This is a genomic window from Methylobacterium sp. PvP105, assembly GCF_017876975.1.
GTDB classification, from domain to species: Bacteria; Pseudomonadota; Alphaproteobacteria; order Rhizobiales; family Beijerinckiaceae; genus Methylobacterium; species Methylobacterium radiotolerans.
In genome coordinates, this window is the sequence record NZ_JAGIPA010000001.1 from 6,103,769 (window position 1) to 6,118,116 (window position 14,348).

Consider the following 14,348-nt stretch of genomic DNA (forward strand, 5'->3'; position numbering starts at 1 on the left):
GTCTACACGGCGTGCTCGACTACGCGTACACGCGAAAGTAGTCGACGCGCATGTGGACGAGCTTCTGGGCCTCGGTCAGTTGAGGCGCCGGGACGTCCGTCCGCAGCGCCAGTGTGAGGAGCGGCCAGAAGACGTCGCCGGTCTGTTCCATCTCCGAGGCGCGTGTGAGTGTCCAGATATTTAGCTGACCCGTTTTTGGATTGATAATTGGCGCACGCTCGAAGTAGGGGATGCATTTTCCGTCCTGTATCAGTACGCCGTAGCGGCAGTACTGCTCGGTCATGTCGACGGGGGTGGGGACGCCCGTTCCTTCGTTGTGCTCACCCGGTTGTCCCCATTCATGCAAATAGGCCCCGTAGAGCTTCGGCTCGAAACCTTTGTGCTCGACGATGTCGACCTCTATGCTCCGCTTGGCATTGGTGATGCCGTCCCGGTTGAGAAGCCAGAACGCCGGCCACGTGAGCGGATGCTGCGGGAATCGCATCCGCGCTTCGAAATAGCCTTGGCGCCAGCCGACCGATACGACGCCGCTCCGGCTGCCGGTCTGTAGGTTCCCGGAAATCCACTGAAAGTCAGGTATATTGTTTCCATAGTAATTCACGACGCCCATATTGCGCCCGATATACTTTGCGGAGATCTGAAGGGCCGTGCCGCCCGTGGCGTCCGCGTCCGCGACGATCGCGTAGGGTTTGAAGCCTTCCGCCCCGGCAAGGGGAGCGAAGGCGGAACGGCCGTAGAATCCGGAGGGGCCCGTCGTGGCCTTCGGTCCGCCATTCCAGATCCGCCCGTTGATCTCCGCGAAGGGCTCGTCGAAGACGAGCGTGCGGCCCTGCGTCGGATCCGAGGAGGCGTCCATCGCCGCGCTCGAGCGGCTGGTCGGCAACAGGGACGCCGCCGCGCAGATCGGTAGATCCCGGAAGCACGATTTCAGCAGATCGCGGCGGACCCAGCGAAGTTTCGTCATGGCTCAGGCTCCGAGTTGCGGCGTGGCAAGGGCGTAAGAGCTTCGCGGCAGCGACATCCCTCTCACCGTGACACCATGATCTGGGGTGTGCCGGTGCCCGAGGGCACGCCGATGGAAACGGTGCTGACGGCCTTCAGGCCCCTGTTCGCTCCCGTGTTTCCGCTCGCAGGACCTCCAGCGCCCTGGTGCGGGCTTCGGCCATGCCGTAGCGGTGTCGATACCCGGCCTGCCGCAGGCGATCGTTGGGGAAGCGCATGCGCCAGAGAGGATTGCGCAAGGGCAGCGTCCGGTTGCGTAGGAAATCGTGGAGCCAGTCGACGGCGGCGGGCATCGGGATGACCCGGAAGCGGCGATCGCGGCTGATCGCGTACGCCCGTCGCATGAAGTCGCCGATCCGCGCATCGCGCGTCTCGTGGTCGGAGAGATTGAAAATCTGCACCTGCCCGGCCGGCCAAGCCCCGCTCAGGGACTGGGTCATCGTCCAGATCGCCGCGTCCGTGACGTCCCGGACGTAGACGTGATGGGAGGGCCGGTGCGCGGCGAAGAGGCGCTTCGAGAGACCCCAGTCGCGCAAGCCGATGAGATTATGGAGGTCGACGACGACCGTGGGGCGCAAGATCACGTAGGGAAGGGTCGCGGCGACCCGCAGGATGGCTTCCTCGCCGGCGAGCTTCGTTCGACCGTAGGCGCGAACGTAGTCCAGGGCCCAGTATTCGGACTTGACGTCGACGCTGCTGGTGAGAACCGGTGCCGTCTCCGTCATGGTGCGCGTGCGGCCGCTGCCATACACGGAGACGGTGCTCATGTAGCAGAAGGCCTTGATGCCGTGCCGCTCCGCGGCTTCGGCCAGGCGCCGCGTCGCCTCAACATTGATGGCCGGCATCCGGTCCTGCTTCCCGAGCTCGGCGGCGAGATGCATGACGGCCTCGCAGCCGCGGACGAGGGCGGCGTAATCCTGATCCGCCGTGAAGTCGAAGGTCCGCCATTCGATCGGACCCGTGCGCGGCTGCGCCTCGGTCAGGGGCTGGGACGTGACGGCCCTGACCGCGTAGCCGCGTTCCAGCAGGTCCTCCACCAGGATCCGGCCGATCCGCCCCGTCGCCCCCGTCACGAGGACGCGGAGACCGGTCGGGACGGGCGGGGACGCTCGGAGGCCGGATACCGCGGTGTCGCGCTGCCCCCGGACCTTCAGCGCGTCGGCGAGACGTATCGCCAGGGCGACGATCATCTGCGTGGGATTGCAGTGGCCTGCCGTCGGGAACACGGAGCTTCCCGTGACGAACAGGCCGTCGATCCCGTGAACTTGGCCCTGGGCATCGACCACGCCCTTGGTGGCGTCATCGGACATGCGGGTGGTGCCGGTCGGGTGGGCGACATCGACGAAGCTCACCGGGATCGGCGCCTCGTCGCGCACCCAGTCTGCCAGCACGGGCGCGGGCAGGCCCAGGCGGGCGAACTCGGAGACGACGAGCCGCGCCGTCTCGCGCATGGTGCGGCCTTCATCTTCGTGACTGCGCCAGTCGATCAGGGGCAGCCGGCTGCCCAGGTGATCCCGCTGATCGGAGAGCATGACCCGGCTCTCGGGATCCGGCCGCTGCTCGACCATGCATTCGAGGCTCAGCTCGGAGAGCTTCCGCGGGAAGCCGTTGCGGGCGATGAAATGATCCCGGCAGCCGCGCAGGAGCAGCGGCAGGTTCGACGCCAGGGTCAGGACGTCCTTCGCCCGCGGCTTGCCGACCAGCATCCTCCGGATCGCGTCGCCCGGGTCGTCCGGAGCCAGCGTCTCTCCGAGCCACACCGCGCAGTTCAGGAGCTGGCGGCTTCGCTGGACGTCCGGGCTCAGGCGGAGCCCGCCCCGGAACAGCCGATCCGCGATGGTGTAGCGGCCGAACCGTCGCTGCAGGGCGCGCGACCGGCGAACGTCGAAATGCGCGACCGGCCCGCGCAGATGATCCATCAGGTAGCGACCCACGAGGTCAGACGCGTTCCCGAGGCCGCCCGGGATCTGATGGTCGGAGGCGAGGAGAAGCCGCGCGTTCTCGATCCCGCCGGCACACAGGACGACGCGGCGGGCCGGCAGCTTGACGATCGCGCCGTCGGGCGCCGCGACCTGAACGCCCTGTACCCTGTCACCCGCCTCATCCACGTCGATCGCGACGACGGTCGCGCCGCTGATCAACGTGACGTTGGCGCCCAGCTGCTCGTCCAGCTTCCGCCCGAAGCGCGTGTACTCGAACGGATAGGACTCCGCATCGTCGCGGCTGAACTGCCAGAAGAAGGGCAGGAGCAGCCGCGGATCCGGCTCGGACCAGGCCGGCCGCGAACCGAACAGCTCCCAGAAGCGCGCGTCGCTGAAATGGTTGCCGTAGGCGAGCCCGAGATACTTGGCCGTCCGCTCGAGATAGGGATCGAGCGCGTCGCGCTGGAACGGCCACCCGCTCTCCGGGACCCAGGCACGCTGCTCGAAGTCGATGGTGTCGAAGGGCGCGCACCGGCCCCCCCACGTGTGAGAGCTGCCGCCCACGATCCGGTTCCGGACGGCCCACTGCGTGGCGCGCGGCCGCCCGACATTCACGATGGCATCCAGCGCGTCCGCGCTCTCCATCCGGTCGAGGCCGCCGCTCTCCAGCAGCACGACCCTCAGGCCGCTGCCGGACAGCTCGCGGGCCAGGGTGCTCCCGGCCGGCCCCGTTCCAACAATGCAGACATCGCAAGCCGCATCCAGAAGACCCTCGATTTCACTTGCGGCACGCAGCTGGATCACGGTGAGCGGCTCCCGGGCTCATTCCATCGAGACTATCGGCGCGGACGCACGGTTGATGCGCGGCGATAATCGTTCAAACGATCGGCGAGTGGCCGATTTTCTCAGCCGGCTTCTGCCAAGATAGGGAAAAATATTCGGAGTTCGCGGTGCGAAGCGGATGTGTGCCATGGATAGATCCGCCCCCATCCCGACGCGATGGATGCGCGCGATCGTGCGGACCGTGGTCCATGACGCGCCGCGGCGCGGTCCGGGTGTTGAACGTCGCTGATGCGGTTCGCAGATGCGACGGCCGTCCAACGGCAGGGGCCGAGGGAGCACGGGGCCGCTGCTCGACCGACGGCTGACCGAGGTTCAGCATGCCGATTGCCGGATCGCGTCGGCGTGAATGTGCACGACCTTTTCGGCGCTGTACTGGTCAATGTAGTCCTTCCTGAAATCGGAAAACGACCGTTCTGGCTCGATATTGTCGCAATAATATTCCATGGCTCTGACGAGTCCGTCCTCGTCGTCGGGCGCGACCAGGCGCCCGAGGCGTTGATCGACCAAGATGTCGCTGGGACCGAACTCGCAATCGGTGGATATGACGGGCAGTCCGCACCGCAAGGCTTCACAGATGGCCAGCGACCAGCCCTCCCATCGGGACGTCGCGACGAAGACGTCGCTGACGAAGAGCGCTCGTTGCGGGTCGTCCGGGTAGTGGATCAGCCGGACGGCGTCGGACAGGTCGAGCGCCCGAATCTGTTCCGCCAGCGCCGCTTTGCCGGATCCGTGGCCGACCAGGTTGAGGCGCACGTTCCTGCGCCGCTCGTACACTCTCGCGAACGCGCGAATGAGAAGGTCCTGGCCTTTCTGGAAGGCGTAACGTCCGACGTTCACGAAGGTGATGACGGCGGGGTCGGGCCTGATGTCCTCGCCCGGAGCCTCGAAGTGCCTGACCGGATTGGGAACCCAATACATCGGACGCCTGCATTTGAAATCGGCTTCGAACGCTCTCAGCTGCCGCGGCGACGTCCCGAAAACGGAAGTGATCCGCGGTAGAACGTAGTATTTCAGGAAAAAGAATTTGATCTTCGATTTCAGGCTGCCGGATTCGCGCCGCGGGTTGCCGTGCAGGTGCATCGTGATCCGCTGCGGGATGCCCACCCGGGCCAGCCAGAAGACGACTGTCGGCTCGATCTGCGGAACAATGATCAGATCGTAGCGACCTCCTTTGCTGACATCCCGAAAGATCCGCATCAGGTGCAGGCGCGACGTGACCGGCCTGAAGATGCTTCTGTAATGTCGCGGCTCCGCCGGATAGTTCTCGTGTTGGGTGACCCGCAGCACGTCGATGGCGAACTCGGTGCCGCACGTCGCCGCGAGCTCCGCGCCGATCGTGTCGACCACCCGCTCAATGCCGGCAAAGACGGAGGTCCCAGGTTGAAGATAGAGGATCTGGAACTTCTCACGATTTCCGGCCGGCATCCCAACCAACTCCTTCCGTTCAGAGCTCCGACGATCCGGGCGCGGACCCGTCGACGGTGCCGGGGCCCGACTCACGCGCGATTGAGAACGGCGCCGATCACGTTCGCGCCGGCACCGATCAGGCCGTTCACCGCGTCCGACAGCTCGTCGACGGTGGTCCGCCCGGCCTCGGCGACGATCACCACGACATCCGCCCGACGGGCCGCGACCCGGGACTCGGCCGAGACGGAGAGCGGCGGCAGGTCGAGGATGACGTAGCCGCCCCGGCGCATCTGGTCGATGACGCTCTGGAAGATCGAGGAACTGAGGGACACGCCGGTGCCGACCGCCGTGTACGGCGACCGCGACGGCAGCACGGAGACACCGCCGAAATCCACGAACTTGGCCAAGGCCAGATGGCTGGGATTGATGATCAGGTCGGCCAGACTCGCGCCGACGCCGGCCTTGGAGTCCGGGGTCAGGAAGAAGGTTCCGGCGCCGTGGATGTTGGTGTCGATCAGCCGAGCGGTCCGGCCCCCCTCCTGCAGTAGGCGCGCCAAGCTCAGGCCGATCAGGGTCGTGCCCGTGCGCGGGGTGCAGCCGATGAGGGCGATGACGCAGTCGGTATCGTGACCGCGCGCCGAGAGGGCCAGCTGGATCGACGTCCGCAGATCGCGGACACCCGTGGAGAATTTGACGTTGAGGAACCACGGCGCGTTGACGTTGCGCAGATCCACCGTCTCGCGGCGCCCGTCGGCGGTCTTGCGCAGGACCTCGGGCATCACGGCGAGGCAGGGAATGCCGGCCCGCTGGACGAGATCCTGCGGCGTCCGGATCCTGCGGTCGAACGCCTGCAGCAGCGCCACGGCCAGCAACCCGCCCACGAGGCCGATCATCGCGCCGAGGCCGAGGATCAGGGTCTTGCGCGGGGCCGAGGGCTTGAGGGGCTGCAGTGCCGCGCCGATCACCCGCGCATCGGCATCGGGGGTCGGCGCGTCCGGCAGCGTGCCCTCGGTGACGGCCGCCGCGGCGGACCGGGCCTGTGAGGCGAGGGCGTTGACGCGTCCCTGGAGGAACTCGGCGCCGTTCTTCGCCGCATCGGCTTTGGCAGCGATGGATTGGAGGAGATAGGCCGAGACGGCCGCGTTCGCGACGCGCCGCGCCAGGTTCGGATCTCTGGACGTGTACGAGACTTCGACGACGTACGATTGGCCGACGCGCCGGACGGTGAAGCGCTCGGCGAAGTTCTCGAACTTCCTCTGCTGCAGGATGGCCGCCGTCGACGGCGGGGCGGTCCGCAGCCCCGACAATTCCGAGGCGCTCGGAGCCGGCTCTCTCGGGCTCTCGGCTTCCGGAGGGCCGAATTCCGGATTGTTCGCGAGCTGGAGACTGTTGAACACGTTCGCCAGCAGCCGTTCCGAGCGGAGAACCTGGAGCTCGCTCTCGGCCCGGCCCACATCGAGGCTCGGCATCAGGGCGCCCTCGGAGGAGCCCGCGCCCACCGGGCGCCGCGGCTCGAGCAGCAGCACCGCGGTCGCCGTGTAGGAGGGGGTCGCCGTCACGGTGTAGAGCGCCGCGCAGCCGATGCAGAAGACCACCCAGACGGCCACCGCCAACTTGTGCCGGCGGGCCGCCTTGAGGGCCGCGGAGACGACGGCCAGCGGGCCGTCCTGCACGCCGACGGACGCCGCCTCCGGGAAATGGGTAACGGATTGGGAAGGGTCCGGCGCGATCCGGGTGGTGTTGTAGATGTTCATCTCACGCTTTCCGCCGGATCTGCAGGGCGCGCTCGGGTTCCAGCCGTCCCAGGAGCACGTCCGCGGCGCCGCGCAGGTTGCCGCGCAGCCGGCCGCGCCGGTCGATGAACGGCTCGGGGGCCGCGAAGCGCGTCACGTTGCTGAGAACGTTGCGGGTGATCTGGCCGAAGACTTGAGACAGGGTCATCGTGCCCTTCCGCAGCATGTATAACGGGTTGACAATCTGCGAATAGCCGAGCCGATCGCCCGAGATACGGCCGCCTTTCACGCCCATATGGACGCCGCGGGCCTCCAGGCATTTGACGAGCCGGCCGCCCTTGGCCGCCAGAGCGGCGCCGAAATCGCGGTCCTCGAGCCAGCCGTACAGGACGAGCCGCTCGTCGAATCGCAGCGTGCCGATGGCCGAGCGACGGAACGCCATGTTGCAGCCGTACGGGCTGAAGGCCTCGATGGGCGCCGCCGGCTCGACCGGACCCAGCGCGGCGAGCATCCGGTCGACCTCGGTGAAGCGCAGTCCGGGCCCCTTGATGCCGTCCGCGACGACGTCGCCCGTCAGGCCGACGATGTCCGGCTCGTCTTCGAAGCGCTGCGCGGCCGCTTCGAGCCAGCCGGCCTCGGGGACGAAGTCATCGTCGAAGAAGACCACGATATCGATCGCCTCGGGCAGCGCGGCGAGGGCGGCATTTCTCTGAGTGGCGAGGCCGGGACGCCCCGTGACCACCGTCACGCCGGGCCACGTGGCCGCCTCGCCGGCATCGTCCGGGGTGACGCAGGAGATCAGGATGGCGGCGGGCTTCAGGGTCTGCCGATCCAGGATCCGCCCGAGGGTGCCGGTCACCACCTCGGGGCGGCCCAGCGTCGCGATGGCGACGGCGATGCTCGGCGGCGGCGCCGGTGCCGCGTCGCGCGCCGCCGTCTGCGCGGCCGGCCGCACCTTCGGCCCGCGCATGAGATCGAGGTAGCCCTGCGCCGAAGCCTCCCACGAGAAGAGGGCGGCCTGATCGCGACCGCGGCCGATCAGGTCCGATCGCAGGTCCGGGCTGGCGGCCAGGGCGCGGATCTGGGCGATCCAACGGTCCGGCCGGTCCGGCGGAGCGAGCAGGGCCGCCGACCCGCAGATCTCCGGCAGACTCGCGCGGTCGGTCGAGACGACGGGGCAGCCGCGCGCCATCGCCTCCAGTGCCGGGAGCCCGAACCCCTCCGTGAGGGAGGGGAAGGCCAGGCACAGGGCGCGTTCCATCAGGTAGGCGAGATCGTGGTCGGTGACGAAGCCGAGGTGGCGGACATTCTCGCCGCGCTTCAAGTCCTCGGCGGCGTAGATGGTCGCCTGGCCGCCCGCCACCACGAGGTCGAGCCCGAGTTCGCCCAAGGCCGGCGCCAGCTTGAAGAGCAGATCGAGGTTCTTGTGACGGGCGCGGGACCCGAGGGCCAGCACGAAGGGGCGTTCCAGGCCGTCGGAGTCCCGGTCCAGGCCCGCCGGGGCTCGGACGGCCTGTCGCGGATCCCAGGCGTGCACGTGCTCGTGCCCGTTCGGGAGGACGGCGATGTCGGAGGCCCTCACAGAGAGATGGTTCGCGATCTGCCCGGCGGAGAAGGTCGAGACGGTGGCGATCCGCGCGGCACGGCGGGCCAGAAGCGGCTGGAGTGTCCTGTAGAACGTCCGGAACGACGCGCTGTAGCTCTCCGGCGCATTGAACACGTTCGCATCGTGGATGCAGACGACCTGATCCGTCTTCAGCGCGGGTGCGGTGTTGCAGAGGTTGAGCAACCGGCCGGGCCACGCGCGCGGCAGGACGAATTGCTCCCAGGCATGCCCAGCCGCGGGTCCGACGGTGCGGAGCGGCGTGCCCGCGAGCCGGGGATCCTCCGCGTCCGGCACGGACAGCAAGGGGGCGCTCTCGCCCCGCGCGGCCAGGGCCGCGCTCATCGCCCGGGTGACGTTCATCGCGTAGCGCTGAACCCCGGTCATCGGCTGGGTGAGGAACCGACCGTTGATTCCAAACGATCCGACTGCCGTCATGCTGTCGCTCTACTCCCGTCGGAGGCCCGCTTCTTGGATCGAATGCGAGAACAAGAGTGTTTCACCTTTCGCGAGAGCGGCGCGGTCGGGCTCGCGATCTCGGAAGCCGGGATCGCGCACGACCCCGATCGCACGCAGAAATTCTATATTTAATATAGGCAAAAAATCGCGGCGCTAATTATTTTATAGCCAGCGCTTCGACTTTCTACAAGAAAATCCGAATGCAGAAGCGGCGGCCTGAGCGCTGCATTCAACGGCACCTGGAAGTCCTCAGTTCGCGCCGGAGGCCTGCCGACGCCACAGGGGCGGGTCCGCGCGCGCCTCGAGCGCGGGCTCGCGGCTTCGCCGGAGACGGGACGTGGCCTCTCTGTGGACGGCGCGTCCCGCGTAGACCGCCTCGATGACGGGAAGCAGGAGCCGACCGGCCCGCGGGAAGCAGCGGAGAAGCGCGCCTTCGCGCCAGAGACTGTCGCGGATCTGCTGCACGGGCCGGGTCGGTCGTGGCGCGGCGTACTGCGCGCTCAACTCGACGCGTCCGAAATCGCGGGATCTGCCGCCGAGGCTCAAGGTCGAGACGGCCCGGTCATCCGGCCAGATGATTGCCTTCTTCAGGGCCGTCCACGCCCGCGCCGCGTCGTCCGGGATCGCCGCGACGCTCTCGGAGCCTAGGCGGTCGATGTGGGCCAGGACGCCCGTGAAGAGGTCCGGCCGCGTCGATGCGATCCGCGCCTCCCAGCCGTCTTCCTGGAGATTGGCCCGCGGCGGCGATCCCGGGACGGGCTGCGCGAAGGTGCGGACGCTCGGCAGGTCCGGTTCCAGGCAGGCCTCGATCAGGTGCCAGAAGCGCAGCACCGATGTGCGCGCGTCCCAGGGCTTGTACCAATCGCTCTCGACGCTCAGGCCGAGCGTGCGGCGGAAATGCGGTGTGGCGAGGCGCTTGTAGTTGCAGCGGGCGAACTGGAGCCCGGACCAAGTCCGCTCCGGCAGGCCCTCCTGAAGCATGCGGACCGTGCTGCCGTAGAGCCCGGTATCGACCAGAACGCAATGGCGCGCCGGGCCCGCGCAGGCATCGAGATGCGCGCGGAAACAGGCATCCTGCTGGGCGACCGCGGCGTGCAGTCGGGCCACGCCGGGCTCGTTGCCGGCCAGGAGCGCGGCGAATGTCGCGTCCTGAAAGGGCGCGTCCCAGGACGCCGGCAGGGCCAGATCGTCGCGTTGCGCCAGCGCCGCCGCGATCTCCGACATCGACCGGCCGCTGAACTCCCGGCCGAGCTCGGAGAGAACGCCCGGGCTCGGCGGATCGAAGGCGGTGCGGGCGGCCACGAGGCGCGACACCATCAGGGACGCGTGCGGGAGATTCTGCGGCAGACCGGTCTGTCGGAGGAATCGCGCGTAGACGAGCTGCAGGCGCAGGCCGCCCCGGGCGCAGAACAGGAGGACGGTCCTGTCCGGCGCGAGGAAGCGTTCCACGAGCCAGAGGCGTAGGCAGAACTCGGCGAGGATCGGACCCAGCACGCGCTGCCCGAACGCGACCGCGTCGTCGCCGGCGGCGCGGCGTGCGGCGTCGGCGGCGGTCACGGCCCGGTCCTCCTGGTCCCGTTCCGGGCGACACCGATCCAGTGCCGGTGCATCGCGCGGGCGCGGACGGCATCGAGGCGGCGACGCAGTACCACGTGGCGTGGCCGGAGCAGCTGTGCCGTCCGCAGGCCCGCGGCGGCGGCCATGGTCACGTCCGCCAGCGTGTCATCGCCGAGGTGGAGGATCTCGGCGGGCGCCACCTTCTCGTTCCGGAGAACGACGTCGAAGAGCGCCCGGGTCCGCTTGGTCGCGTCGTGATCGGCGCTGGTGTAGATGTGCGCGACGGGATGGCCTGGAGCAAGCGTGTCCAGCAGATGCGCGATCGTCGCGCCGCGGTGGTAGGTATCGCTCACCGCGATGATCCTGTCCCCGGCCTGCGCCCGCCGCTTCAGCCAGGTCATCAGCGGGGTATTCGCGCGCAACTGGGCAAGCTCGACCGTGATCTCGGCCCGGTACAGAATGTCCGCGGCACGATCGTCGAGGCTGAGGACGCGCGTCATGGCCGCGAGCATGTCGGCGAAGCGCACGTCGCCCGAGGGATTGGCCAAGTCGAGCGCGCGGTAGGCCGCGCGCTGCACCTGCAGGCGCGCGGCGTAGATCGCGCCGGGACGGGGCGCCGTGCCGTGCTCCGCCGCGAGCGCCCGCGACGCGACCGTCGCGATGTCGTGGAAGCGGCAGCGCTCGGATCGGTGGTCGCGATGGAGCAGCGTGTCGAAGACGTCGCAGGATACGATTCGGGCCGCCGTCTCGGGTAGGTGCATGGTGGCTTGATCTCTCCCGATCGGTTGCGACCGAACCCGATTTCCGGCTGCCGGACGGTGTCCGGCAGCCTCCTGCAATGACGGTGCCGTGTCGGCGCGAAGCCGCGCACGACAACCGTACTCTGAGCAGTATAACAAGAATTTGTCCCGTCCGACATGAATGAAGACGTGCTGCTACATCCATAAGCATTGAAGAGACGGCAACGCTCCCCCGGAAAGGCGGGTTGATCGGCCCGGCCGCGGAGTTCGCCTCCCGGGATCGAGGGCCCATACGAGGCCTGGAAACGGCCAACAAGACCGCCGTTTGGTGGAGGCGCGGGGATCAAAGGTACAACCACCATCGTGAAGGCGGACGGGCTGACACCGCCGGCCGCGACGACCGACGTTCTTCGCGTCCTCGGACGGCGCTTCGATCTTCCGCGTCCCGGCTCGGCCGGGGATGATTATCGATCAATTCGCGATCACGGAGAGTTGATCTTTGCCCCGGATCATCGTCAAGTGCCGAGATGGGCAGTGCCAAATTCAGCAATCAGAACTGAGTTTTTGCCGCTCTTTCAGGGTTTTGACTGTGGATTTCAGTGAGGTGTCGTGGTAGCCACCCTGTGTCGGGCGCTCGGGGCGGTGAGATACGGGAGCGCGAAGCGACGAGCGAGAAAGACATCTGTCGTGGCCACGGATCCTAAACTCGCAGTCATCATCACCTGCTTCAACTACGCGAGTTATGTCGGCCAAGCAATCCAGAGCGTCATCGCTCAGGGTAATGACGCTTGTGAGATCGTCGTGATTGACGATGGGTCGACGGATGACTCGTGGTCAATTATCCAGCGGTCCGGCATCACCGCGTTCCGGATCCCGAACGGCGGTCAGAGGGCGGCCTGCCTCTATGGATTGGCCAAGACTCAGGCCCCGTTTCTGCTCTTTCTCGACGCGGACGACGAGCTCCTGCCTGGCGCGCTCGACCGCATCCTGCCGGCGCTGGACGCGAATGTCGCCAAACTTCAGTTTTGTCTGACGTGCGTCGATTCCGCGGGAGCAGTGCTGGCGGATCGTTATCCCGCTCTCGACGCGTTCCGCGGGCAGGACAGGACTGTCAACGACATCCTTAGATCCGGAGTCTACCAGACGCCGCCCACGTCCGGGAATGTGTTCCGTCGCGACGTTTGCGACCTGCTCCATCAATGTGACTACGACCAAGCTGTCGACGGCGTGATCCTGCTGGCCGCCCCGTTCATGGGCGAGATCGTCAGTCTCTCCGACAGTCTCGGGCTCTACCGCGTCCACGGCCGGAATGACTCGGGTCTGGGGCGCGTCCCGCAGGCGGCGACCTTCGAGCGGGACCTGCAGCGCTTCCAGTCGCGTTTGAAACATCTGCGAGATCTGCTCCGGAATTGGCGGCCCGGGGTCTCGCTCATCGAGCCGGAGAAGACGTACTATTTTCAGTTCCTCGAGTTCTGCATGGCGATCCTCCGGGGTGTCCGGTACGGTGGTCGGCCGTTCCTGTGCCTGCTCAGATCTGTCCTGACCGAGCCGCGTTCGCTGAAGTGGAAGGTCGCGAACGCGCTCTTCGTTGCCGCGACGTTTCTCGCGCCCGTTCGCTGCGCACAGGCGCTGCTCGCCTTCCGCTTCTCGATCAAGCGCCGGCCGGTCCGCCAGATCCTGCGCGCCAGGATAGGCGCGGGGCTTTGTTGAAAATCAGTAAATCGACGGATTTTTCTCTTGCGTCGGGTCGCGTTTTTACACCTAAATGCCTGAAATATGTAGCGGCTCTCCTGTTCGGCTGGAGTCGTATCGCGCGCCTTAATCAGCGCCGCAGCTTGCATGGGCCCCAGCGCAGGCCGAGGCTCGGATCTGACACGAGCGCTAGTGAATCATGCGTGTTCTCCATCTGCTGAACCATACGCGCCGGTTGAACGGCCATGTCCACGCGGCCGTCGATCTCGCGTGTCAGCAGGCGCAGTCCGGACACCAGGTCGCGATCGCCAGTCAGGGGGGGGATTTCGATGCTCTGCTCCAGTCCAATGGCGTCGAGTCGATCTTCGCGAGCCACGCGCGCGCGCCGGCCCAGATCCTGAAGTCATTCCTCGGATGTGGCGGCGTGCTCCGGCGTTGGCGTCCCGATGTCGTCCATGCCCATATGATGACCAGCGCCGTCCTGGCTTGGCCAACCTGCAAGCTGTTGCGCGTTCCCCTCGTGACGACCGTCCACAATGAGTTCGAGAAGGGCGCGATCCTCATGGGCCTTGGAAACAGGGTCATCGCGGTGAGCGGCGCGGTCGCCGCGTCGATGCGGAAGCGCGGCATCGCGGATTCCCGCATCGACGTCGTGCTCAACGGGACGATCGGCTCGGCCCGCATGCGCGGCCGCTCGGAGGAACCGCAGAGCCTGGATCATCCCGCCATCGTCTTCGTCGGAGGCCTGCATCCCCGGAAGGGACTGCCCGATCTGCTCAAGGCCTTCGACACGGCGTTCACCCACAATCGCGCCATGCGGCTCTACGTCGTCGGCGGTGGTCCTCACCAGGACGCCTACGTGCGGACCGCGCGCGCGCTCGCCTGCGCGGATGCCATCACCTTCACCGGTCCGCGGGATGATCCTTACCGCTGGATGCTGGGCGCCGACATCTTCGTCCTCCCGTCCCACGCCGATCCGGCTCCGCTCGTGCTGTCAGAAGCCCGGGAGGCGGGTTGCGCGATCGTCGGCACCGACGTCGACGGGATTCCCGAGCTGCTCGGCGGGGGGGAGGCGGGCGTTCTTGTCCCGGCCGGCGATCCGGACAAGCTTGCGCAAGCGCTGATCGCACTCACGACCGACCCGGCGCAGCTGAGCGCGTGGAGGGCGAGGAGTCAGATCAACCTGGATAACCTGCGCATCGCCCGGGTGGCTGACGAGACCTTGACGGTCTATCGGCGCGCTGCCGGCCTCGCGGGGTGATGCGCATTCCAGTGCGCGGGACCCGGGCACCGGGCCGCGTCCGCGACGCACCGCGGCTCGATTGCAAGCTGACCGAAGTGACTAGATTGATGCCGCTGCCGGATGCTGGTCCAGGACTGCCTTGCAGAG

At 67.4% G+C, this 14,348-nt stretch carries 9 protein-coding genes; 2 read left to right on the plus strand and 7 right to left on the minus strand.

What is annotated here, in order from left to right; genetic code table 11:
- Positions 1 to 19: 19 nt before the first annotated feature.
- From J3A75_RS29705 to J3A75_RS29735, 7 genes are all read right to left on the minus strand, one after another.
- Positions 20 to 964, minus strand: a complete 945-nt coding sequence (locus tag J3A75_RS29705) for a family 16 glycosylhydrolase (RefSeq protein ID WP_024828736.1) — start codon at positions 962 to 964, stop codon at positions 20 to 22.
- Positions 965 to 1,097: 133 nt separating this feature from the next.
- Positions 1,098 to 3,728: an FAD-dependent oxidoreductase gene (locus J3A75_RS29710; protein WP_012321465.1), complete on the minus strand. Its 2,631-nt coding sequence runs from the start codon at positions 3,726 to 3,728 to the stop codon at positions 1,098 to 1,100.
- A 351-nt stretch (positions 3,729 to 4,079) separates the two neighbouring features.
- Positions 4,080 to 5,192 (minus strand): glycosyltransferase, encoded by a 1,113-nt coding sequence (locus J3A75_RS29715; RefSeq protein WP_012321466.1) that lies wholly within the window; start codon positions 5,190 to 5,192, stop codon positions 4,080 to 4,082.
- A 71-nt stretch (positions 5,193 to 5,263) separates the two neighbouring features.
- Positions 5,264 to 6,928 carry a Wzz/FepE/Etk N-terminal domain-containing protein gene (locus J3A75_RS29720; RefSeq protein WP_012321467.1) on the minus strand — a complete coding sequence of 555 codons (1,665 nt, stop codon included), beginning with the start codon at positions 6,926 to 6,928 and terminating at the stop codon, positions 5,264 to 5,266.
- Position 6,929: 1 nt separating this feature from the next.
- Positions 6,930 to 8,948, minus strand: coding sequence for a glycosyltransferase (locus J3A75_RS29725; RefSeq protein ID WP_024828735.1), 2,019 nt, complete (start codon positions 8,946 to 8,948; stop codon positions 6,930 to 6,932).
- Positions 8,949 to 9,218: 270 nt separating this feature from the next.
- Positions 9,219 to 10,526, minus strand: a complete 1,308-nt coding sequence (locus J3A75_RS29730) for a glycosyl transferase (RefSeq protein WP_024828734.1) — start codon at positions 10,524 to 10,526, stop codon at positions 9,219 to 9,221.
- Positions 10,523 to 11,287, minus strand: a complete 765-nt coding sequence (locus J3A75_RS29735; RefSeq protein WP_071000179.1) for an HAD family hydrolase — start codon at positions 11,285 to 11,287, stop codon at positions 10,523 to 10,525. Before J3A75_RS29735 ends, J3A75_RS29730 begins: the two co-directional genes overlap by 4 nt.
- Positions 11,288 to 11,953: 666 nt before the next feature.
- Here J3A75_RS29735 and J3A75_RS29740 point away from each other — a divergent pair.
- Together J3A75_RS29740 and J3A75_RS29745 are read left to right on the plus strand one after the other, a co-directional pair.
- Positions 11,954 to 12,976: a glycosyltransferase family 2 protein gene (locus J3A75_RS29740; RefSeq protein ID WP_071000180.1), complete on the plus strand. Its 1,023-nt coding sequence runs from the start codon at positions 11,954 to 11,956 to the stop codon at positions 12,974 to 12,976.
- A 181-nt stretch (positions 12,977 to 13,157) separates the two neighbouring features.
- Positions 13,158 to 14,219 (plus strand): glycosyltransferase family 4 protein, encoded by a 1,062-nt coding sequence (locus J3A75_RS29745; protein ID WP_024828732.1) that lies wholly within the window; start codon positions 13,158 to 13,160, stop codon positions 14,217 to 14,219.
- Positions 14,220 to 14,348: the final 129 nt, after the last annotated feature.

Excerpts from the sequence above, each read along its gene's own strand:
- J3A75_RS29735 (WP_071000179.1), bottom strand. The coding sequence starts at position 11,287 with ATGCACCTACCCGAGACGGCGGCCCGAATCGTATCCTGCGACGTCTTC.
- J3A75_RS29725 (WP_024828735.1), bottom strand. The coding sequence starts at position 8,948 with ATGACGGCAGTCGGATCGTTTGGAATCAACGGTCGGTTCCTCACCCAG.
- J3A75_RS29705 (WP_024828736.1), bottom strand. The coding sequence starts at position 964 with ATGACGAAACTTCGCTGGGTCCGCCGCGATCTGCTGAAATCGTGCTTC.
- J3A75_RS29720 (WP_012321467.1), bottom strand. The coding sequence starts at position 6,928 with ATGAACATCTACAACACCACCCGGATCGCGCCGGACCCTTCCCAATCC.
- J3A75_RS29715 (WP_012321466.1), bottom strand. The coding sequence starts at position 5,192 with ATGCCGGCCGGAAATCGTGAGAAGTTCCAGATCCTCTATCTTCAACCT.
- J3A75_RS29745 (WP_024828732.1), top strand. The coding sequence starts at position 13,158 with ATGCGTGTTCTCCATCTGCTGAACCATACGCGCCGGTTGAACGGCCAT.